The following is a 20,574-nucleotide window of genomic DNA, read 5'->3' as shown; positions in this document are numbered from 1 at the left end:
GATCCGACCGGCCGGCGCGCCCGGGATCGCTCCCGGGTGGGTCAGGAGCGGCGCCGGCCTCGGGGTGGCTCGGTCTCCAGCGCGTCCAGGCCCTGATTCCAGAACCGGCGATACCGGTCGAGCCACTCGTCGATCTCCCGCAGCGGTGCCGGGGCGACCGCGTACAGGCGGCGGGCCCCCTCCGGCCGGACGGTCGTGAAACCGTTCTCGCGCAGTACGCGCAGGTGCTGGGACACGCCCGGCTGGGAGAGCCCGAACTCGGCCCGCACCGCGGTGGTCACCTCGCCGGCGCTGAGCTCGCCGTCGGCCAGCAGTTCGAGGATCCGGCGGCGGACCGGATCGCCCAGGACATCGAACGCGTGCACCGGCTGATTATAAGTCATTCCTTATATAGGCGGCGGTGTCGACCGGCAGCAACCCGTCTTCCAACGGTCCGCTGGCCAGCACGACCTCGCCGTCGAAGGCCACCGGGGCGTCGGACAGGTTCACCACGCAGCCCGGCCCGGAGTCCCGGGTGAACGCCAGCACCCCGCCGTCGGCGTCGAGCCAGCGCAGCCCACCCCGGAACTCGCGCCGGGCCCGCAACACCTCGCGGTAGAGCGTCAGCATGGAGCCGGGCGTGCCGTCCTGCGCCTCGACGGTCAGGTTCTCCCACCCGGCCGGCTGCGGCAACCACGTCGGCGTCGCTCCGAAACCGTACGGCGGCCCGCCACCGGACCACGGAAGCGGGATCCGGCAGCCGTCCCGGCCGGGGTCGACCCCGCCGGACCGGACGTGCATCGGGTCGCGGATCGCGTCGGCCGGGACCTCGTACTCCGGGAGCCCGAGCTCCTCGCCCTGGTAGACGTAGACGGCCCCGGGCAGCGCACAGGCCAGCAGCGCGGCCGCGCGGGCCCGGCGGGTGCCCAGCTCCAGGTCGGTGGCGAGTCCCACCTTCTTGGCTTCGAACGAGAACGACGTGTCCTTCCGCCCGTACCGCGTGACGACCCGGGTGACGTCGTGATTGGACAGCACCCAGGTCGCCGGGGCGTCGACCGGCGCGTGGGCGGCCAGCGTGCGGTCGATCGACTCGCGCAGCCGCGTCGCGTCCCACGGGCAGGCGAGGAAGTCGAGGTTGAACGCGGTGTGCAGCTCGTCCGGGCGCAGGTAGCGCGCGAAGCGCGCGGCATCCGGGAGCCAGAGCTCGCCGACCAGGATCCGCGGCTCGTCGTACGAGTCCGCCACCTGCCGCCAGGACCGGTAGATGTCGTGCAGCTCGTCCCGGTCCACGAACGGGTGCGGCTCGCCGTCGAGAAGGTCCGGCAGCGCCGGATCCTTCACCGGCAGCACCGCCGAGTCGATCCGGACGCCGGCCGCGCCGCGGTCGAACCAGAACCGCAGGACGTCCTCGTGCTCCTGGCGGACGGCCGGATGCGTCCAGTTCAGATCGGGCTGCTCGGCGGTGAACAGGTGGAGGTACCAGGAGCCGTCCTCGACCTGGGTCCACGGCGAGCCGCCGAACTCCGACACCCAGTTGTTCGGGCGGTCGCGGAACCAGAACAGCTCGCGCCGGTCGTCGACGAACCACGGGTGCAGGTGCGAGACGTGGTTCGGGACGATGTCGACGATCGTCCGCAGGCCGAGCTCGGCCGCCTCGGCGATCAGCTTCTCGGCCTCGGCCAGGGTCCCGTACTCCGGGTCGATGTCCCGGTAGTCGATGACGTCGTACCCGCCGTCCGCGCCCGACGACGGGTACCAGGGGTTGAACCACAGCGCGTCGACGCCCAGGTCGGCGAGGTACTTCAGGTGCGCGCGGACGCCGGCCAGGTCACCGATACCGTCCCCGTTGCCGTCGGCGAAGCTGCGCGGGTAGATCTGGTAGATCGCCGCGTTCTCGTACCAGCTCATCCCTTGAGGCTCCCTGCGCCGATCCCGGCAATGATGTGTCGTTGGAAAACCAGGAACAGCGCGATCATCGGCACGCTGGCGATCACCATCGCCGCGATCAGCTGGCTGACCGGAGCGTCGCTGGAGAGCTGCACCAGCGCGACGCTGATCGGCGACTTGTTCGTGTCGGAGAAGACGAGCAGCGGCCAGAGGAAGTCCTGCCACACCGCGACCACGGCGAAGATCGAGACCACGCCCAGGACCGGCCGGGACATCGGCAGCACGACGTGCCAGAGGCGACGCACCGGGCCGGCGCCGTCGATCTCGGCCGACTCGAGCAGCTCGGTCGGGATCTGGTCGAAGAAGCGTTTCAGCAGGTAGAGGTTGAACGCGTTGGCGACCGCGGGCAACCAGATGGCCAGCGGGCTGTTGAGCAGGTTGACGTGCACGAGCGGTACGTCGACGACCGTCAGGTACTTCGGCACGAGCAGCGCGGACGCCGGCACCATCAGCGTCGCCAGGATGCCGCCGAGGATCACCTTCCCGAACGCGGGCCGTAAGCGCGACAGCGCGTAGGCGGCCAGCGTGCAGAAGACGATCTGCAGCACCCAGGCGCCGACGGCCTGGATCGCGGTGTTCGCGAGGTGGGTGGTGAGGCTGAGCGTGCCCCAGGCGTCCCGGTAGTTCTCCGGGTGGAAGTGCTCCGGGACCAGCGTGGGCGGGGTGCGGACGAGTTCGTCGGACGACTTCAGGGCACCGGTGACCATCCAGTACACGGGGAAGAGGAATGCGAGGACGAAGGCCGCGATCGTCGCGCTGAATATCGTCCAATAGAAGAGTTTTCGGCGGTGGAGGACCGATTCGGAGACCAGCGTTCTCACGGGGCCTCCCTCGTCAGACGCAGGTAGAGCGCGGAGAACGCGCCCAGGAAGACCAGGAGCATCGCGCTCAGCGCGCACGCGCTTCCGTAGTCGAGGTAGACGAACGCGTACTTGTAGATCAGGTAGAGGACGGTGATCGTCGCGTCCTCGGGTCCGCCGCCGGTCATGATGTACGGCTCGGTGAAGACCTGCATCGTGGCGACGATCTGCAGCAGGAGCAGCATCAGCATGACGAAGCGCGTCTGCGGGATCGTGACGTGCCGGATGCGCTGCCAGATGCTCGCCCCGTCGAGTTCGGCGGCCTCGTAGAGCTCGCCCGGGATGCCCTGCAGCGCGGCCAGGTAGATCAGCACCGTGCCGCCCATGTTGGCCCAGGTCGCGACCAGCACCAGCGACACCAGCGCGGTGTTCGTGGAGTTCGTCCAGTCCGACGTCGGCAGGTGCAGGAAGCGGAGCACCTCGTTGAACAGGCCGGGGCCGGGGTCGTAGAACCACTTCCACAGGAGCGCGGTGACGACCGGCGGGATCATCACCGGCAGGTACACCGCGAGCCGGAAGAACGCCTTCGCGTGACGCAGTTCGTTGAGCAGCACGGCGAGCGCGAACGGGACCGCGAAGCCGATGACCAGCGCGATCCCGGTGAACGCGAACGTGTTGCGCCAGGCCGCACCGAACTCGGGGTCGCTGAACAGCAGCCGGAAGTTCTCCAGGCCGACCCAGGTCGTCTCGTCCACCGAGTTCGACTGCTGGAACGCCAGGATCAGCGCGCGGATCGCCGGATACCAAGAGAACAGTGCGAAGCAGATCAGGCCGCCGGCCAGGAACGCGTACGCGGTGAGGTTGTCGGTCAGCTTCCGCGTCCCGCGGCTCGTCTTCACGAGCCGCGGGACGCCGAGGGTGAGTACCGCCATCAGCGCTGGTTCGCCAGCAGGCGGTCGATCTTCGTGGACGCGTCGCTCAGGAGGCCGTCGATGTTGGCGTTGCGATTCGTGAGCACCGCGGACATGACGCCGTCCAGAACCGAGTAGATCTGCTGGGCCTGGGGCGGCTCGAGCTTGCCGGGTACGACGGTGTCCTGGAACTTCGCGTAGTTGTCCACCGGGACGTTCGCGTACTGGGCCTTGAGCTTGTTGTCCTTCTCCGCGGTGGCGCCGGACCACAGGTTGGGCTGGGGGAGCCCGACCGGGGCCTTGTTGGTGGCCGCGCGCTGCCAGTTGTTCGCGCCGCTGCCCGGCGTCAGGTTCTGGAACTCGACCCACTTGACGCCGGCCTCGATCTGCTTCGGCGTCGCCTTCTTGTTGAACATGTAGCCGTCACCGCCGAGCAGCGTCCCCTTGCTGCCGGGCATCGGGGCGATCGCCAGATCGGTGTACGAGCCCTTGTACTTCTTGACGACCTCGGGGATGTTGTCGGGCGCCGAGAGGTACATGCCGAGCTTGCCCGCGCCCATCATCTGCTGGACGTCGGTGATCTGGAGCAGCTGCTTGGTGCCCATGCTGTTGTCGGTCCAGCGCATGTCCTTCAGCGTCTGGAGCACGGCCTTGCCCTCGGGCGAGTCGACGGTGGCCTTCTTGCCGTCGTCGGAGACCATCGTGCCGCCCTGCGAGTACATCTCGGCGGTGAAGTGCCAGCCGCCCTGGTTGCTCGCGCTGTAGTCGGCGTACCCGACCGTCCCGTTGCCCAGCGCGGCGATCTTCTTGGCCGCGGCCCGGACGTCGTCCCAGGTGGCGGGCGGGGTGTTGGGGTCGAGGCCGGCCTTGGTGAAGAGGGCCCGGTTGTAGATCAGGCCCATCGAGTAGTTGGTGCGGGGCAGGCCGTAGGTCTTGCCGTCCTTTTTGAAGATGTCGGTGACCGACGGCTGGATGTCTCCGTAGCCCTGGACTTTGCTGGTGTAGTCCGAAATGTCGGCGGCCTGCTTGCGCTTGACGACGTTCGCGACGTCGGTGAAGTAGACGTAGAAGACGGTCTCCATCTGGCCGCCGGCCAACTTGGCGTCGAACGTCTTCGGGTCCATGCACGGGAACGCGTCATGGGCGACGATGTCGATGTCGGGGTTCTGCTTCTCGAACAGCGCGATGTCCTCTTCGAAGCTCGCGCGGTCGATCGCGGCGGACTTCGGGGGTTCGCAGTTGACCGTGATGCGGGTCTTTCCGCCTGCGCTCGAGTCGTCGTCGGCGCTGGAGCACGCGGTCGCGGCCAGCAGTAAGCCGGCAGCGGCGAGTGCGCCTGCGGCACGCAGTTTTCTCATCGTTGAGTTGCCCTCCGTAGTGGCATGCGGCTGACACCCCACAGCGCCCGCCGTCGCGGGGTGGTTACGGAGAGCGCGTGCCGCAGACCATAGGGCGGCATTCGTTGGCGCTGCAATATCTGGATCGAAACACGAAAATCTCTGACTGAGGTGCTGACCAGGGCTTACGTCAGGCTTGCGACGGCCTTGCGGTGCTTGCGCGGACGACGAGCTCGGGTTCGAAGAGCAGCTCGTCGGGCGCGACCGAGATGCCCCTGATCTGGTTCGCCAGCAGCTCGACCGCGGCCCGGCCCATCGCCTCGATCGGCTGCCGGACCGTCGTGAGTGGTGGGTCGGTGCAGGTCATGAACGCCGAGTCGTCGTAGCCGACCACCGAGAGGTCCTCGGGGACGCGGAGGCGACGCCGGCGCGCGGCCCGCACCGCGCCCAGGGCCAGGACGTCGCTGGCGCAGATGATTCCGGTGACCCCGCGGTCGATGAGCTTGTTCGCGGCGGCCTGCCCGCCCTCGACCGAGAACATCGCGTTCTGGATGAATTCGGGCGGATGTTTCAGTTCGATCTCGGTGGCCCGCTGCCGGAATTCCGCAAGCTTGCGCTGGGACGGTATGTGGTCGGCCGACCCGAGCAGCAGCCCGATGCGCTCGTGCCCGAGCGACCGCAGGTGGCCGAGCGCCTGCGCGACGGCCACCCCGTCGTCGCAGGAGACCCGGGGGAACCGCAGGCGTTCGATGCCCGCGTTCACGAGGACGACCGGGAGCCGCCGGGCCGCGAGCCGCTCGTAGTGCGAGTGCTCGGCGTCGGCCTGGGAGAACAGCCCGCTGGCGAACATCACGCCGGAGACGTGCTGCTCGAGCAGCAGGTCGACGTACTCCTGCTCGGTGACGCCGCCGGCCGTGCGGGTGCAGAGCACCGGCGTGAAGCCCTTCTGGGCCAGCGCGTCGCCGACGACCTCGGCGAACGCGGGGAAGATCGGGTTCTGCAGCTCCGGCAGCACCAGCCCGACGAGGCGCCCGCGGTCGCCGCGCAGCTGGGTGGGCCGCTCGTAGCCGAGGACGTCGAGCGCGGTGAGGACGGCTTCGCGGGTGGCGTCGGAGACTCCCGGGCGTCCGTTGAGGACTCGGCTGACCGTGGCTTCGCTGACGCCGACTTTTTGCGCCACCTCCGCAAGCCGCTTGGTCACGGGTGCAAGCTAGCGCAAATTCTGGACAGTGTTCGGGGTTCGCTAAGGTTCGCGGGTGGCTCGAAGCATCAAGGACATCGCGCGGTCGGCCGTCCGTCGAATGCGTTCTTCGTCGGCGCCGGACAAGAAGGCTCGGCTGAACGGCGGGGTGCCCGCGCCGAGCGGGCGGCACCTCGTCTACGCGCCGAACCTCGACGGCGACGCCGATCCGGGGGAGATCGTCTGGACCTGGGTCCAGTACGAGGACGACCCGAGTCAGGGCAAGGACCGGCCGGTGCTGGTGGTCGGCCGGCGCGGGTCGACGCTGCTCGGGTTGATGCTGTCGTCGAACAGCGAGCGCGACGGGCAGCGGAACTGGTACGCGCTGGGCGCGGGTCCGTGGGACCGCGAGAACCGGCCGAGCTGGATCCGGCTCGACCGGGTGATCGAGGTCGACCAGGATGGCATCCGCCGAGAGGGCGCGATCCTGCCCCGGGACCGCTTCGATTCGGTTGCTCGGGAGCTGCGGGCCGAATACGGCTGGGAGTAGCCCCGGCCGAGCCCGTTTCGCCGCATCGGCCGGCCGGAACCCGCCGGCGCTCGCCGACGCCGAACTGCTGACCGCCGCGACGACGCGTTGGCCGGGTACGCCCAGCACGGCTACTGCGCATCGCAGTCCCGCTGGTTCAGACCGCCCACGACCACTGACGACTTCGGAATCAACTCATCTAGGGCTTGGCGGCTCGGAGTACCGGATCATCCAGGCGCGCTCGCCCCGCGGAAGACTCGCAGGTGACCCTCAGCGTCAAGACCTCGGCCCCGAGGATCGGCGCTCGAACCTGCGAACGCGATCCCATTCGAACGATCGTGTTGCCCACCCGGCTTTGATCGGCGAACACCTCGAGTTGGATTCGGGTCTCCCGGGGAGCGGAACCGGTCGCGATCAACTCGGTCGCGAACTCGGAGTACGAACGGTAGAGCGGGTACGAGACCTCCCGATCCCGATCGCCACTACTCCCCGATCCGCACGCGATCTGTAATGCCGATCCGTCGGGATCAACATTGGCTGCGCCGCGGTCCGGAGTGATGCCGACGAGGGATTTCGCCGTTGAATTCGGACCCGTCGTCGGCGAACCGGAAGGCACCGATTCCGGTGTCGCTGAAATCGGCGCCGAATTGCTCGCCGATGCGGATCCGGTTGCCGCGGGAGGACCCGAGCCCGGCTGGTCGGAGCGCGGAAACAGCCACGCAACGAGCCCCACCAGCAAGCTCAGAACGGTCGCCAACTCGGCGACCAGCGTCAGCCGCCGTGTCGTCGTACGCCGTCTACCGGAATTGCTCCGCACCTCGCCTCCCGAAGCCGGAGGCCGCTTCGAATCCATGGTCACCAGGCGGATTATGCACGCGCCGGGTGGAGCCGGAACACCGACCGACCTGATCAGCCGAACAGCCGACTCGGCGGAGACCGAATCGAGTTGAGTAATTGGCTGCAATGACCACTGGCCCGGGCGGGAGCGAACCAATAACGTGCCGCCCTGAATCCGATGCACATCTGGTACGGGGGGAAGATCATGCAGCCGAGCGGTGGGCCGAAAAGGAGAACCGGAGGCGCGCCGGGCGTTGTGATTGCCGCTATCGCCCTCGGGGTCGCCGTGTTGTCGCTGATCGTCGCCGGGCTCGCGTTGGCCCGGTCCGGAGGCAACGGAGACAGCGACGTCGTGGCGCAGCCACTGCCGTCCTCGGCTCCGGCGCCGGCCGAACCCAGTTCGGCCGTCTCCGTCGCCCCGGTCCCGTCGGGGGAGAATTCCCCGCTCGACCCCGGCCAGCTCGATCCCTCGTCGACCTACCAGTCCGCGTACGAGAACCAGACGCTGACCGTCCAGTCCGGTGGCGACTTCGTCCACATCGACGTCGACGAGCCCCGCGTCCGACCGGAGAACGGCGGCGACGTCACCTACGTGGCCGGTGGCGGAAACGGCACGCTCAACTTCCAGGACGCCGATCGGGTCGCACCCGTCCAATCGGCCCAGTCCTCGGCCGGCGACTGCGTCGAAGCCATCCGGTCCTCGGCGAGCGTCAGCAGCATGGCCTCGGCCGCGAACCTGACGGTCTGCGTCCTGACCTCCCGAGCGAACGCGTCGAGCGAGGGCATCACGCAGAAGATCGTGCGCTTTCACGTCGACTCGATCGCTCGCGACAACGACACGTTGACCGTCTCACTGACACCCTGGAACGTGCCCTGAGCCGGTTCGGTCGGCTCAGCCGCGCGTCTCGACCTTGAACTGGAGCAGGAACTCGACGATCTCGGTGTGGTGACGGGCCTGCAGCAGGTCGCGGCCCCAGGCGTACATGCCGTGCCTCGCGACGACGACCGCGGGGACGCCCGGGTCGAAGACCTTGGCCACGTCGTCGCCGAGCACCTTCATGTCCTGGGAGTTCGGCACTACCGGGATCGTGACGGTCTCGTCGTGCGCCAGCCGGCCGATGCCCTTGAGCATCTCGAGGTCGCGCAGCTCGATGCCCTCCGGCCACCAGTGTCCGGCCAGGACGGCCTGCAGCGCGTGCACGTGCACCACCGCGCCCGCGCCGGAGAGCGCGGCTACCCGGGCGTGCAGTTCGGCCTCGGCCGACGGGATCAGGTCGGGCCTTGGCTGCTCGGGCACGGCGGCTCCGAACTCGTCCACGACGACGACGTCGCTGCTGGTCAGCTCGCCCTTGTCGAGGCCGCTGACCGTCACCGCCAGGCGCAGCGGGTCGCGGTTGAGCACGATCGAGAGGTTCCCCGAGGTGCCCCGCATCCAGCCGATGCCGGCGAACCGCGCCGCTTCGGCGGCCAGCGCGCGGCCGGCGCCTTCCAGCGCCCCGCGGAAGTCCGTCCGGAAGTCCGGTGCACTCACGACTGCTCCCCGTCCGCCTCGCCGGCGGCCCCCGCCGCGAACCCGCCCGCGCCCCCATCCGCCGCGGGCCCGGCTCCCGCCGCAAACCCGCCGGCCGCGCGGCCGGCTCCCGCGGCGAACCCGCCCGGGGCGACCACGTCCACCTCGTCGAACGTCGCCACGACCGGGTGGCGGCCGAAATCCCCGCCGTAGTTCGGTTCGCCCTCCCGGCGGACGCCGACCACCTGCCACCCCGCCGCGGTCGCCGCGTCCAGCTCGGCGGGCAGGTCGGTGAGGAACAGCGCCTCGTTCCCGGCCACCCCGAGCGCGGAGGCGATCTTCTCGTACGACGACGCTTCGCGCTTGCTCCCGGCGCTGACCGTGTCGAAGTAGTCCTCGATCATCGGCGTCAGATCACCGGCGTCGGCGTGCCGGAACCACGGCACCTGGCTGGCCACCGACCCGGACGAGAACACCGCCAGCCGCACCCCGCGCTCGTGCCAGGCCCGCAGCTGCGGCACCACGTCGGCGAAGAAGTGCGACTGCAGCTCGCCGGCCGCGAACCCGGCCGCCCAGAGCTGGCCCTGGATCGTCTTCAGCGGCGTCGCCTTCACGTCGGCGTCCATCCAGCCGTGCAGGACCGCGACGACCGCGTCCACATCGGCGTCGGGCGACAACCCACCGTCGGCCCGCGTCTGGGAGACGGCCGCCGCGATCGCCGGATCGTCGGCGTGCGCCTCGATCCACGGCCGCAGCCGCGGCCGCGCGTAGTCGTACAGATCGCCCTGGACGAAACCGGCCGCGCTGGTCGTGCCCTCGATGTCGAGGACGACCACGCGTGCGGTGTGGGTCATGAGATCTCCCTGTGGTACTCGCCGACCCGCGCCGGCTCGAAAACACCTCGGTCGGTGACGATGCGCCGGACGAACCGTGGCGGCGTGACGTCGAACGCCGGGTAGTAGCCCCGCTCGACCAGCGACGACGCCGTCCGCGAGCCGAGCGTCGACAGCACCTCGGCGCCGTCCCGCTCCTCGATCACCACGTCGGACGCGGTTGCCGCGGTGCGATCCGGGGCCAGCACCAGCGCATAGAACGGGATATCGAACGCCGAGGCCGCGATCGCGTGGCCGAGCGTCCCGACCTTGTTGATCACGTGCCCGTCCATCGTCACCCGGTCGGCCGCGGTGACCAGCGCGTCGATCGGGCCGAGCGTCGACTGCGGCGACATCGCGGCGGCCGCGGTGCCGTCGGTGATGAGGGTCAGTTTCTGCCCCATCTCGGCCAGCGTGTGCGCGGTCAGCCGGGCGCCCTGCAGGTACGGGCGGGTCTCGGTGACCACCCACTCGTAGCTGCGGCCGGCCGAAGCAGCCTCCTGGACCACGCCGATCAGGTACGCGTCCATCCAGCAGTGGGTCATCACCCGGGCGCCGTCCGGGATCAGGGCCGCGGTCAGCCGGCCGAGCTCGGCGCTGCCTCCGCGGTAGGCCGACTCCAGCCGGCCCGTCTCCGCCTCGACGATCTCGGCCAGCTCCTCGGCCGAGTCCGGAGCCGCGAGAGAGACCGCGGCCAGGACCTCGCGCACCGCGTCCCGCACGTGGTTGTTCGTCGGCCGGGCCGCGGTGAGCAGCTCACCGTCGTCCACCAAAGCTTTGAGAGCAGTCTCGACGCCGTCACCACGATGGAGGCGAGCGCTCAGGCGGAGGCCCGCCAGTCCGGCGTAGAACGGACCGGAGCTCTGCGTGACCATCTCGCGGATCGCGACCGCGACCTCGCCCGCGGAGCGGGCCAGGACCCATTCCTGACGCGCGGGGAAAACGCGACGGTCGAGGATGAGGACACCCTCGTCGGTCAGTCGGACGCTGTCGTCGAGTACCGGCCTGTTCACGAACGCTCCCACATGGTGCTGACCAGGTGCGCCAACGCACGCGGATCCGGACGTCCACCCTCGCCGCCGCAGACGCCCCGGTCGACCAGCAGCCGGTGGCCGAGGCCGAGAACGACGGCGGAGGCCGGTCCGGGGTCGGGCAACGTCTCCAAGTCGGACGCGTGCGAGTAGCCGGCCACCCGGCGAACCATCTCGACGGCGGCGAACCCCAGCGAGTCGTGCCAGACGTTCCGGAGGTGACGCAGCAGCCAGCCGTCGTCGAGGAGCGGGTCGACGCGGTCCGGCCAGCCGTCGCGCCAGGCCGCGCAGAACGCGTCCCAGAGGCCCTCGATCGAGGCCAGGTGGTCGGTGTTCCGCGACCGCACCGCGGCGATGACCACATTGGCCAGGTAGAGACCCAGGTCGAGGCCGATCGGGCCGACCATCGCGAACTCGGGGTCGATGACCCGGACGACCGGCTCGCCGTTCCGGACGCCGACCATGACGCTGCCGCTGTGCAGGTCGCCGTGGACGAGCGCCTGGGCGCTGGAACCGAACGCGGCCCGCAGCGTGGCGAGCTCGGTCCGGACGGCCGGGTCCTCGCGCAGGTTCCGGACGGCCCCGTCGAGCGAGGGATGGTTCGAGTTGTGCTCGGCCTCGACGAACGGGTCGCCGAGCAGGTACTGCAACGTCACCTCGGCCAGCAGCGGGTTCACCGACCGGGCCAGCAGATCGGCCCGCTCCCGCGGTTCGGCGCCGGCCACGCTCGTCGCGAACGTCACCCGTCCGACCAGCTCGCCGACCTCGGCCGACGTGGTGCCGATGGCCGCGCCCCGGTTCAGCGCGGTGCGCAGCACCGTGAGGTCGGACAGGTCCTCCATCGTGAACGCGAAGCGCTCCTCGTCGACGTCGAGGACGTCCGGGGTCTGCTTGGGCGCGTACTCGGCGAACGTGCGGAGGGCACGGGCCTCGATCAGCGCCCGCTCGGGGCTCATCGGGGACGAGGGGCCGAGCTTCTGGATCCAGGGCGGTGCCTGCTTGACCGCGACGCTCGGCACGGCGGGATCGTCGGGAATTGCGAGGAAGACCCGGTTCATGTTGCCGTCGCCGACTTCGCGCACGGTGCCGGTGCCTGCGGCGAGGTTGCGCTCGACCAGGTAGGCCCAGACGTCGTCCGGTTCGAGCACCACCGTCATCGAGCTTCCTCCGTCGTCGCCGCCTTCCTTTCAATCTTGACTAGCGACGATTCGTTCCCCGGGAGCGGGGTCAGTCACCCGGGCACTCGTTGTCACCGCCACTGTGCTCCTGGCAATGAATCGGTCCCGGCTGCGGCGTCGGCGGGTCGTACTTCGCCGCCGCGAGCAGGGCGATCGAGCCGGCAACGGCCAGCACGACCGTCATCACGACGATCGTCGCGGTCAACCGCACCCACCAGCCCACGGCGATCCCGACCGACGACGCCACCAGGGCCACGATCAGGGCGGCGAGCATGAGGTGGTCGGAGCGGGCCTGGGCCTGAGCGTCGTCGCCGACCAGGAATCCCGCCCAGAAGCCCTGGTACACCAGGACCGGGACGGCGCAGACGCCGAGGAACGCCGCGATCAGCAACAGGGTGGCCAGGAGGCCGGGCTCGGTGCGCCGCATACCGGCGAGGGTAGGGGTCGCGCCGAGCCCGGGACCGAGCTGAACTACTCGTCCTCGAGGTCGCCCTCGGTGGCCAGGTAGAGCTCCTGCAACGCGTCCAGCGTGGCCGGCGAGGGGTGCTCCCACAGGCCCCGGTTCGCGGCTTCGATCAGCCGCTCGGTGATCGCGTGCAGCGCCCACGGGTTGGACTCGGTGAAGAACTTCTGGTTCTCCTCGTCGAGCGCGTAGGTCTGCGCCAGGTTCTCGTACATCCAGTCGGCGACGACGCCCGCGGTGGCGTCGTAGCCGAACAGGTAGTCGACGGTCGCGGCCAGCTCGAACGCGCCCTTGTAACCGTGCCTGCGCATGGCCTCGATCCAGCGCGGGTTGACGACCCGGGCCCGGAACACCCGGGCCGTCTCCTCGTGCAGCGACCGGGTGCGGACGGCGTCCGGGCGGGTGCTGTCGCCGATGTAGGCCTTGGGTGCGGCGCCGGTCAGCGCGCGGACCGTCGCGATCATGCCGCCGTGGTACTGGAAGTAGTCGTCGGAGTCGGCGATGTCGTGCTCGGTCGTGTCGACGTTCTTCGCGGCGACGTTGATCCGCCGGTAGGCGTTCTCCATGTCCGGGCGGGCCGGGATCCCGTCGACGTCGCGGCCGTAGGCGAAGCCGCCCCAGACCGCGTAGACCTCGGCCAGGTCTTTGTCGTCGCGCCAGGTGCGCGAGTCGATGGCCTGGAGGATGCCCGCCCCGTAGGCGCCGGGCTTGGAGCCGAACAGCCGCAGCGTGGCCCGGCGTTCGTCGTGATGTTCTTCGACGTCGGCCAGCACGTGGTCGCGCACGTAGTTGTCGGGTTCGTCGAGCTTGGCGACCAGCTGCACGGCGTCGTCGAGCAGGGCCACGACGTGCGGGAACGCGTCCCGGAAGAAGCCCGAGATCCGGATCGTGACGTCGATGCGGGGGCGGTCGAGTTCGTGGCGCGGGATGAGCTCGAGGCCGGTGACCCGACGGGAGGCCTCGTCCCAGAGCGGGCGGACGCCGAGCAGCGCGAGGACCTCGGCGATGTCGTCACCGGCCGTGCGCATCGCCGAGGTGCCCCAGATCGAGAGACCGACCGAGCGCGGCCAGTCGCCGGTGTCCTCGCGGTACCTCGCCAGCAGGGAGTCGGCCATCGCCGAGCCGGTCTCCCAGGCCAGCCGGCTCGGCACCGCCTTGGGGTCGACCGAGTAGAAGTTCCGCCCGGTCGGCAGCGTGTTGATCAGCCCGCGCAGCGGCGAGCCACTCGGCCCGGCCGGGACGTATCCCCCGTTCAGCGCGTGCAGGACGTGCGTCATCTCGTCGGTGGTCTTCGCCAGCCGCGGAACGACCTCGGTGGCCGCGAACGTGAGCACCCGCGCCACGAGCGAGCGGTCGACGGATTGACGACTTTCCGGGGTCTCCGAGCCCCTCACAACCCCGGAAAGTCGTGGATCCAGGACGGAGGCGGTGACGTCGGCCGCGGCCGCCGGGTCCCAGTCGCGGGCTTCCATCTCCGCGACCAGCGAACGGGCCAGGGCCTCGACCTCGTCCACGTTCGACCGCGCGGAGTCGTTCTCGACCAGGCCGAGCGCCTCGCGCAGACCGGGCAGCGCGGCGACCTGGCCGGCCCACATCTGCCGGGCCCGCAGCATCGCGAGTACCAGGTTGACCCGGGCCTCGCCGACCGGCGCCGACCCCAGCACGTGCAGGCCGTCCCGGATCTGGACGTCCTTCACCTCGCAGAGCCACCCGTCCACGTGCAGGATGAAGTCGTCGAACTCGGCGTCGTGCGGGCGGTCGTCCAGCCCCAGGTCGTGGTCGAGGCGCGCGGCCTGGATCAGCGTCCAGATCTGGGCCCGGATCGCCGGGAGCTTCGCCGGGTCGAGCGCCGCGATGTTCGCGTGCTCGTCGAGCAGCTGCTCGAGCCGGGCGATGTCGCCGTAGGAGTCCGCGCGGGCCATCGGCGGCACCAGGTGATCCACCAGCGTGGCGTGCGTGCGTCGCTTGGCCTGCGTCCCCTCGCCCGGGTCGTTGACCAGGAACGGGTAGATCAGCGGCAGGTTCCCGAGGGCCGCGTCGGACCCGTCGGCGGCCGACATCCCGACGGTCTTCCCCGGCAGCCACTCCAGGTTGCCGTGTTTGCCCAGGTGGACGACCGCGTCGGCGCCGAAGTCGGCGGCCAGCCAGTGGTACGCGGCCAGGTAGTGGTGGCTCGGCGGCAGGTCGGGGTCGTGGTAGATCGCGACCGGGTTCTCGCCGAACCCGCGCGGCGGCTGGATCATCACGACGACGTTCCCGGCCCGCAGCGCGGCCAGCACGATGTCGCCGTCGTGGACGTACAGCTCGCCAGGGGGCGGCCCCCAGTGGCGCTCCATCGCGTCGCGCAGGTCGGCGTCCAGGGTTTCGAAATATGCCTGGTAGGCCGCCTTCGAAATCCGCACCGGGTTCGCGGCCAGCTGCTCCTCGGTGAGCCAGGCCGTGTCGTGCCCACCGGCCGCGATCAGCGCGTGGATCAGCGCGTCGCCGTCCTGGTTCTCGACGCCCGGGAGTTCGCCGATGTCGTACCCGGCCTCCCGCAGCGCGGCCAGGAGCTTCACCGCCGAGGCCGGGGTGTCGAGGCCCACCGCGTTGCCCACCCGGGCGTGCTTCGTGGGGTAGGCGCTGAGCATGAGCGCCACCCTTTTCGCACCCGCCGGGATGTGCCGGAGAACCCCGTGCTTCACCGCGATGCCGGCCACCCGGGCGGCCCGCTCGGGGTCGGCGACGTAGACGGTCAGCCCGTCGTCGTCGATCTCCTTGAACGAGAACGGGACCGTGATGATCCGGCCGTCGAACTCCGGGATCGCGACCTGGGTCGCGTTGTCCAGGGGCGAAAGCCCGTCGTCGCTGGCGTCCCAGGTCGAGCGGCTGCTGGTCAGGCAGAGGCCCTGCAGGATCGGGACGTCGAGCGCGGCCAGCGCACCGACGTCCCAGGCGTCGTCGTCGCCACCGGCGCTCGCCGTGGCCGGCTTGGTGCCGCCGGCCGCGAGCACGGTCACGACCAGCGCGTCCGCGCGTCGCAGGACCTCGAGCAGCTCGGCCGGCGCGGTACGCAGCGAGGCGCAGAACACCGGCAGCGCCTGCCCGCCCGCGTCCTCGATCGCGTCGCACAGCGCATGGACGAACCCGGTGTTCCCGGCCACGTGATGGGCCCGGTAGTACAGCACCGCGATCGTCGGGCCCCCGGTGCGCTCGGTGCGTCCGGCCTCGCGGGAGAGCACGCCCCAGGTCGGGGTGTCGACCGGTGGGGCGAAGCCCAGGCCGGTCAGCAGGATCGTGTCGCTGAGGAAGTGGTGCAGCTGCTCCAGGTTGGGCGCCCCGCCCTGCGCGAGGTACGCGTGCGCCTCCGCCGCGACGCCGGCCGGCACGGTCGAGAGCTGCATCAGGTCCGCGTCCGGCGCGACCTCCCCGCCGAGCACGACGACCGGCCGCGGGCCGGTCAGCAGCGCGTCGAGGCCCTCTTCCCAGGCCCGGCGTCCGCCGAGGATACGGACGACGACGAGGTCGACGCCGTCGAGCAGGCCGGGCAGGTCGTCGACGGACGTGCGGGCCGGGTTCGCGAGCCGGTAGGGCGCGCCGCTCGCCCGCGCCGAGAGCAGGTCGGTGTCGGAAGTCGACAGCAGCAGAATCACGCGGGCGTCCTCACTCGGGGTCCGCGCCCCGGGTCGTGGTTCGGCGACGGCGCACCGCTCATGGCCTCTCAACACTGCGGATCAGTGACGCTTCCGTCAAGTGGGCCCAATTGCGGCTTGCCGGGCGGCACGTAGCATCCGGCGTGTGCCCACTGCTCCGTCCGCTCCTCGTCGCGCGGCTGCCGACCGCTGCCCTGGCGCGTTGCAGGTCCACCCGGCCGCGGACGGCGGTCTGGCCCGGGTCCGCGTCCCGGGCGGTGTGCTGAGCCTCACGCAATGGGACGCTCTCCGGGCGTTCGGTCCGATCGAGTTGACTTCTCGGGCGAACGTCCAAATTCGTGGCGTGTCGGACACCGGGCCGCTCGCGGAGCGGCTGGCCTCGGTCGGGTTGTTGCCGTCGGAGACGCACGAACGGGTCCGGAACATCGTCGCGTCGCCGCTGGGTGGGGCGCAGGCGGTGGTGACCGCGCTGGACCAGGCGTTGTGCGCCGCGCCGGACCTGGCCGCGCTGTCCGGCCGGTTCCTGTTCGCGGTCGACGTCGACCGGGACGTGGCCGGGCTGGGTGCGGACGTGACCGTGCTGCTCGGCGCCGACCGTCTGTTGCTGGCCGGCGTCGATTCCGGGCTGCGGGTCGCTGCCGACCAGGCCGTCGCTGCCTCGATCGCCGCCGCCCGGTGCTTCCTCGCCGAGCGCGAGGCTCAGGCCTCCGCGGCCTGGCGTCTCTCCGATCTGGACGACGGGTCGGCCCGCGTCGCGCGGCGGCTCTCCGACGTTCTCGGCCTCCCCCACCAGGCGGACGTCCGGGGAGCCGGCGATTCGGTGGGCCCGCCGGTGCTCCTGGGCGTCCTCGGCTCGGCGATCGGGGTGGGCGCTCCGCTCGGGCGGCTGACCGTCGCCCAGATGCAGGTGATCGGGCGGGTGGCCCGGGACGAGATCATCGTCACTCCGTGGCGAGGGGTGGTGCTCCCCGGGATTCCGGCCGCGGACGCGCCTGCGATCGTGACGACGCTGGACGCGGCCGGGCTGGTCACCGACCCGACGTCCGCGTGGGCGACCGCCACCGCCTGTACGGGGCTCCCCGGCTGCGCGAAGTCACGCGCGGACGTCCGCGGCGACGCGTCCAGAGCGTTGTCGTTGCTGGCCGACGGCGGGTCGGCCGTGCACTTCGCCGGGTGTGAACGGCGGTGCGGGCGGCCGGCCGGCGCGCACGTGGACGTGCTGGCCACCGACGACGGGTACCGGGTCGACGGCGGGGACGTGCGGGTGGAGGAGCTGGCCGCGACCGTCGCGGCGGCACGAAGGGGCAGCGAGTGAGTGGGCAGTACATCCGCGACGGGGCGGAGATCTACCGTCGGTCGTTCGCGACGATCCGGGCCGAGGCCGACCTGGGCGGGCTCCCGGACGACGTGGCCCGGGTCGCGGTGCGGATGATCCACTCGTGCGGGATGGTCGACCTGGTCGACGACCTGGCGTTCTCGGCCGGCGCGGTACCGGCCGCGGTGGCCGCGCTGCGGGCCGGGGCGCCGATCTTCTGCGACGCGCAGATGGTGGCGGCCGGCGTGACCCGGCGGCGGCTGCCCGCGTCGAACGACGTGATCTGCACGCTGTCCGACGCCTCGGTGCCCGGGCTGGCTTCGTCGCTCGGGACGACTCGCAGCGCGGCCGCGGTGGAACTCTGGCGCGACCGGCTGGAAGGCTCGGTCGTCGCGATCGGGAACGCGCCGACGGCGCTGTTCCACCTGCTGGACATGGTCGCGGCCGGAGCCGGGCGACCGGCCGCCGTGCTGGGGATCCCGGTGGGCTTCATCGGCGCGGCCGAGTCCAAGGACGCGCTGGCCGCGAACGACCTCGGGCTGGAGTACCTGATCGTGCGCGGACGCCGGGGCGGCAGCGCGATGACGGCCGGTGCGCTCAACGCGCTGGCCAGCGAGGACGAGTGATGAGCGGGCGGTTGTACGGGGTCGGGGTCGGGCCGGGCGACCCGGAGCTGGTGACCGTGAAGGCCGCGCGGCTGATCTCGTCGGCGCCGGTGATCGCGTACCACTCGGCGCGGCACGGGCGGAGCGTCGCCCGGTCGGTGGCCGAGCCCTACCTGCGCGAGGGTCAGATCGAGGAGCAGCTGGTCTACCCGGTCACGACCGAGACGACCTCGCACCCGGGCGGGTACCAGGGCGCGATCGACGAGTTCTACGAGTCGTGCGCGGCCCGGCTGTCCGTGCATCTGGACGCCGGGCGGGACGTGGTGGTGCTCGCCGAGGGGGATCCGTTCTTCTACGGGTCGTACATGCACCTGCACAAGCGGCTGGCCGGGCGTTACGAGGCTCTCGTGGTGCCGGGGGTGACGTCGGTGAGCGGGGCGTCGGCGGCGCTGGGGCGGCCGCTGGTGGAGCGGGACGAGGTGCTGACCGTATTGCCGGGGACGCTGCCGTCGCCGGAGTTGGCCGCGCGGCTGGCCGGGGAGGACCCGGCGGTCGTGATGAAGCTGGGGCGGACGTTCGGGTCGGTGCGGTCGGCGTTGGAGGCGGCTGGGCGGCTGGACGAGGCGTGGTACGTGGAGCGGGCTTCGACGGGGTCGGAGCGGGTGGCGGCGTTGGGGTCGGTGGATCCGGGGTCGGTGCCGTACTTCTCGATGGCGGTGTTGCCGAGTCGGTTGTCTCCGGGGTTGGGGGGTCCGGGCGCGGTCGCCGGGGGCGCGGCCGCCGCGGAAGCGGCGGAGGGCGGGGCGGGGGAGGTGGTGGTCGTCGGGCTCGGGCCGGCTGGACGGGAATGGCAGACGCCGGAGGCCCGGGAGGCGCTGGCGGCGGCCGACGACCTGGTCGGGTACGGGCCGTACCTCGACCGGGTGCCGGCCAACCCGCGCCAGCGACGACACGCGTCGGACAACCGCGTCGAGGCCGAGCGGGCCGCGTTCGCGCTGGATCTGGCGCTGAAGGGCTCGAGGGTCGCGGTCGTGTCGTCCGGCGATCCGGGCGTGTTCGCGATGGCGGCGGCGGTGCTCGAGGTGGCGGACGATCCGCGCTGGGCCGACGTTCCGGTGCGCGTGGTGCCGGGGCTGACCGCGGCCCAGGCGGTGGCGTCCCGGGTCGGGGCGCCGCTGGGGCACGACTTCTGCATCATCTCGCTGTCGGATCGCCTCAAGCCGTGGGACGTCATCGAAGCGCGCCTGTCCGCCGCCGCGAGCGCCGATTTCGTGATAGCGATCTACAACCCGGCGTCGAAGTTCCGGAGGCACCAGATCGAGGCCGCGCACCAACTGCTCCTGCGGCACCGGGCGCCGGAGACCCCGGTGGTGGTGGGGCGAGACGTCGGTGGCCCGACCGAACACGTCGAGGTGGTGGGCTTGGCGGCCCTGGACGTGTCCACTGTAGACATGCGAACCCTGCTGATCGTGGGCTCGTCCAGAACCCGAACCACCCGACACGGCGTCTACACCCCACGCCGCTACTAGTGCCCTGAGTCAGGGTCTGGTCGGTGGGTTCTGGGACGGCCGCGCTCACGGGCCGACGGCGGACAGACTGCGGAAGACCTCGGCGGTGGGGGAGCCGGGCTCGGCGCAGTACACGATGATCCGCTGGCCGGTCTCCGGAATCTGCAGCACCTGGCACTCGAACTCGAGCGGACCGAGCCGCGGCGACACCACGCTCTTCACGATCCGGCGACGCTCCTCGACGTCGTGGGCCGACCAGAACTCGGCGAACCGCGGCGACGTACCGAGCAGCTCGGTGACCAGCGACTCGATGCCCGGGTCGCCGGGGTAGCGGGCGTAGGCGGCCCGCAGGTCGGCGACCGTCGAGCGGGTGAACGAGTCGTCGCCGTGGGGGTGGCGGAACATCCAGCGGATCATGTTGCGGTCGGCCTCGGGGACCAGCGAGAGATCGCTGAGGAAGTGGACCGCCAGGTCGTTCCAGGCCAGCACCGTGTAGGCCGCGTCGACGACGTAAGCCGGGACGTCCTTCAGCGAGGCGAGCAGGACGCGGATCGCCGGCGTCAGTTCGCGCGACGGCGCGGGCGCGGCCGGCGGGTGCTGACCCGCGATCCGGAACAGGTAGTCGCGCTCGTCGCGCGTCAGCATCAGGGCTCGGGCCAGCGCGGTGAGCACCTGTTTCGACGGGCTCGGGCCGCGCCCCTGTTCGAGCCGGATGTAGTAGTCGATCGACATCCCGGCGAGCTGCGCGACCTCCTGGCGCCGCAGCCCCGGCGTCCGGCGGCGGACGCCGTCCGGGAGCCCGACGTCGGAGGGCCGCAACCGGGCCCGCCGGGCGCGCAGGAACGCGGCGGTCTCCTCGCGCGGGTTCATGTCACCAGGGTCCCGCAGAGTGAACAGCCGCGGGTGGTACCGCGGATACCAGGCTCTTCCCGTCTCTGGT

General features: G+C 71.0%; 18 protein-coding genes and 1 pseudogene. 6 read left to right on the top strand and 13 right to left on the bottom strand.

The genetic code is table 11. The annotated features are described in order from the left end of the window. Nucleotides 1-41: 41 nt before the first annotated feature. The 6 genes from FL583_RS07980 to FL583_RS07955 form a co-directional block, all read right to left on the bottom strand. Nucleotides 42-365, bottom strand: a complete 324-nt coding sequence (locus tag FL583_RS07980; protein WP_142703857.1) for an ArsR/SmtB family transcription factor — start codon at nucleotides 363-365, stop codon at nucleotides 42-44. A 7-nt stretch (nucleotides 366-372) separates the two neighbouring features. Further along, nucleotides 373-1,887 (bottom strand): glycoside hydrolase family 13 protein, encoded by a 1,515-nt coding sequence (locus tag FL583_RS07975; RefSeq protein ID WP_142703855.1) that lies wholly within the window; start codon nucleotides 1,885-1,887, stop codon nucleotides 373-375. Beyond that, on the bottom strand, nucleotides 1,884-2,747 hold the full coding sequence (locus FL583_RS07970; RefSeq protein ID WP_205751928.1) for a carbohydrate ABC transporter permease: 864 nt from the start codon (nucleotides 2,745-2,747) through the stop codon (nucleotides 1,884-1,886). Before FL583_RS07970 ends, FL583_RS07975 begins: the two co-directional genes overlap by 4 nt. Further along, nucleotides 2,744-3,658, bottom strand: coding sequence for a carbohydrate ABC transporter permease (locus FL583_RS07965; RefSeq protein WP_142703854.1), 915 nt, complete (start codon nucleotides 3,656-3,658; stop codon nucleotides 2,744-2,746). The genes FL583_RS07970 and FL583_RS07965 overlap by 4 nt, the downstream gene beginning before the upstream one ends. Further along, nucleotides 3,658-4,995 carry an ABC transporter substrate-binding protein gene (locus tag FL583_RS07960; RefSeq protein WP_142703852.1) on the bottom strand — a complete coding sequence of 446 codons (1,338 nt, stop codon included), beginning with the start codon at nucleotides 4,993-4,995 and terminating at the stop codon, nucleotides 3,658-3,660. The genes FL583_RS07965 and FL583_RS07960 overlap by 1 nt, the downstream gene beginning before the upstream one ends. Before the next feature lie 169 nt (nucleotides 4,996-5,164). Continuing rightward, nucleotides 5,165-6,175 carry a LacI family DNA-binding transcriptional regulator gene (locus FL583_RS07955; protein ID WP_142703850.1) on the bottom strand — a complete coding sequence of 337 codons (1,011 nt, stop codon included), beginning with the start codon at nucleotides 6,173-6,175 and terminating at the stop codon, nucleotides 5,165-5,167. Between the two features lie 100 nt (nucleotides 6,176-6,275). Between FL583_RS07955 and FL583_RS07950 the strand changes: the two genes are divergently transcribed. The 3 genes from FL583_RS07950 (at nucleotide 6,276) to FL583_RS07940 (ending at nucleotide 8,397) form a co-directional block, all read left to right on the top strand. Continuing rightward, the gene (locus FL583_RS07950) at nucleotides 6,276-6,704 is read left to right on the top strand and encodes a type II toxin-antitoxin system PemK/MazF family toxin (protein ID WP_142704020.1); all 429 of its coding nucleotides are present in this window, start codon (nucleotides 6,276-6,278) and stop codon (nucleotides 6,702-6,704) included. 536 nt (nucleotides 6,705-7,240) lie between these two features. Next, nucleotides 7,241-7,633 (top strand): hypothetical protein, encoded by a 393-nt coding sequence (locus FL583_RS07945; protein ID WP_142703849.1) that lies wholly within the window; start codon nucleotides 7,241-7,243, stop codon nucleotides 7,631-7,633. 143 nt (nucleotides 7,634-7,776) lie between these two features. After that, nucleotides 7,777-8,397 carry a hypothetical protein gene (locus FL583_RS07940; protein ID WP_142703847.1) on the top strand — a complete coding sequence of 207 codons (621 nt, stop codon included), beginning with the start codon at nucleotides 7,777-7,779 and terminating at the stop codon, nucleotides 8,395-8,397. 15 nt (nucleotides 8,398-8,412) lie between these two features. Here FL583_RS07940 and mtnB read toward each other — a convergent pair whose 3' ends face one another. From mtnB to cobN, 6 genes and pseudogenes are all read right to left on the bottom strand, one after another. Further along, entirely contained in the window at nucleotides 8,413-9,051 is a 639-nt protein-coding gene (gene mtnB, locus FL583_RS07935) for a methylthioribulose 1-phosphate dehydratase (protein WP_205751927.1), read from the bottom strand. Between the two features lie 134 nt (nucleotides 9,052-9,185). After that, nucleotides 9,186-9,884: pseudogene (gene mtnC, locus FL583_RS07930) on the bottom strand (acireductone synthase); the annotation flags it as partial. Further along, nucleotides 9,881-10,915, bottom strand: coding sequence for a translation initiation factor eIF-2B alpha/beta/delta subunit family protein (locus FL583_RS07925; protein ID WP_142703844.1), 1,035 nt, complete (start codon nucleotides 10,913-10,915; stop codon nucleotides 9,881-9,883). The pseudogene mtnC and the gene FL583_RS07925, both read right to left, overlap by 4 nt. Continuing rightward, a complete protein-coding gene (mtnK, locus tag FL583_RS07920) occupies nucleotides 10,912-12,090 on the bottom strand; it encodes an S-methyl-5-thioribose kinase (protein ID WP_142703843.1) in 1,179 nt (392 codons plus the stop codon). The genes FL583_RS07925 and mtnK overlap by 4 nt, the downstream gene beginning before the upstream one ends. 70 nt (nucleotides 12,091-12,160) lie before the next feature. Then, nucleotides 12,161-12,538 (bottom strand): hypothetical protein, encoded by a 378-nt coding sequence (locus tag FL583_RS07915; protein WP_142703841.1) that lies wholly within the window; start codon nucleotides 12,536-12,538, stop codon nucleotides 12,161-12,163. A gap of 44 nt (nucleotides 12,539-12,582) precedes the next feature. Further along, on the bottom strand, nucleotides 12,583-16,206 hold the full coding sequence (gene cobN, locus FL583_RS07910) for a cobaltochelatase subunit CobN (protein WP_142703839.1): 3,624 nt from the start codon (nucleotides 16,204-16,206) through the stop codon (nucleotides 12,583-12,585). A gap of 145 nt (nucleotides 16,207-16,351) precedes the next feature. Between cobN and FL583_RS07905 the strand changes: the two genes are divergently transcribed. The 3 genes from FL583_RS07905 to FL583_RS07895 are packed head-to-tail and all read left to right on the top strand — an operon-like array spanning nucleotide 16,352 to nucleotide 19,655. Next, the gene (locus FL583_RS07905) at nucleotides 16,352-17,521 is read left to right on the top strand and encodes a precorrin-3B synthase (RefSeq protein ID WP_142703838.1); all 1,170 of its coding nucleotides are present in this window, start codon (nucleotides 16,352-16,354) and stop codon (nucleotides 17,519-17,521) included. Continuing rightward, nucleotides 17,518-18,147, top strand: a complete 630-nt coding sequence (locus FL583_RS07900) for a precorrin-8X methylmutase (RefSeq protein ID WP_142703836.1) — start codon at nucleotides 17,518-17,520, stop codon at nucleotides 18,145-18,147. Before FL583_RS07905 ends, FL583_RS07900 begins: the two co-directional genes overlap by 4 nt. Then, nucleotides 18,147-19,655: a precorrin-2 C(20)-methyltransferase gene (locus FL583_RS07895; protein WP_142703834.1), complete on the top strand. Its 1,509-nt coding sequence runs from the start codon at nucleotides 18,147-18,149 to the stop codon at nucleotides 19,653-19,655. The genes FL583_RS07900 and FL583_RS07895 overlap by 1 nt, the downstream gene beginning before the upstream one ends. 45 nt (nucleotides 19,656-19,700) lie before the next feature. On the opposite strand, the gene FL583_RS07890 is transcribed toward FL583_RS07895, so the two are convergent. Continuing rightward, a complete protein-coding gene (locus tag FL583_RS07890; RefSeq protein ID WP_142703832.1) occupies nucleotides 19,701-20,504 on the bottom strand; it encodes a helix-turn-helix transcriptional regulator in 804 nt (267 codons plus the stop codon). Nucleotides 20,505-20,574 lie beyond the last annotated feature (70 nt).

Origin of the sequence: Cryptosporangium phraense (genome assembly GCF_006912135.1) — a bacterium.
GTDB classification, from domain to species: Bacteria; Actinomycetota; Actinomycetes; order Mycobacteriales; family Cryptosporangiaceae; genus Cryptosporangium; species Cryptosporangium phraense.
Note: the sequence above shows the minus strand (reverse complement) of the source record. Positions and strands in the feature narration are given on the sequence as shown.

Excerpts from the sequence above, each read along its gene's own strand:
- FL583_RS07975 (WP_142703855.1), bottom strand. The coding sequence starts at position 1,887 with ATGAGCTGGTACGAGAACGCGGCGATCTACCAGATCTACCCGCGCAGC.
- FL583_RS07965 (WP_142703854.1), bottom strand. The coding sequence starts at position 3,658 with ATGGCGGTACTCACCCTCGGCGTCCCGCGGCTCGTGAAGACGAGCCGC.
- FL583_RS07960 (WP_142703852.1), bottom strand. The coding sequence starts at position 4,995 with ATGAGAAAACTGCGTGCCGCAGGCGCACTCGCCGCTGCCGGCTTACTG.
- FL583_RS07950 (WP_142704020.1), top strand. The coding sequence starts at position 6,276 with ATGCGTTCTTCGTCGGCGCCGGACAAGAAGGCTCGGCTGAACGGCGGG.
- FL583_RS07945 (WP_142703849.1), top strand. The coding sequence starts at position 7,241 with ATGCCGACGAGGGATTTCGCCGTTGAATTCGGACCCGTCGTCGGCGAA.
- mtnK (WP_142703843.1), bottom strand. The coding sequence starts at position 12,090 with ATGACGGTGGTGCTCGAACCGGACGACGTCTGGGCCTACCTGGTCGAG.
- FL583_RS07915 (WP_142703841.1), bottom strand. The coding sequence starts at position 12,538 with ATGCGGCGCACCGAGCCCGGCCTCCTGGCCACCCTGTTGCTGATCGCG.
- FL583_RS07895 (WP_142703834.1), top strand. The coding sequence starts at position 18,147 with ATGAGCGGGCGGTTGTACGGGGTCGGGGTCGGGCCGGGCGACCCGGAG.
- FL583_RS07890 (WP_142703832.1), bottom strand. The coding sequence starts at position 20,504 with ATGAACCCGCGCGAGGAGACCGCCGCGTTCCTGCGCGCCCGGCGGGCC.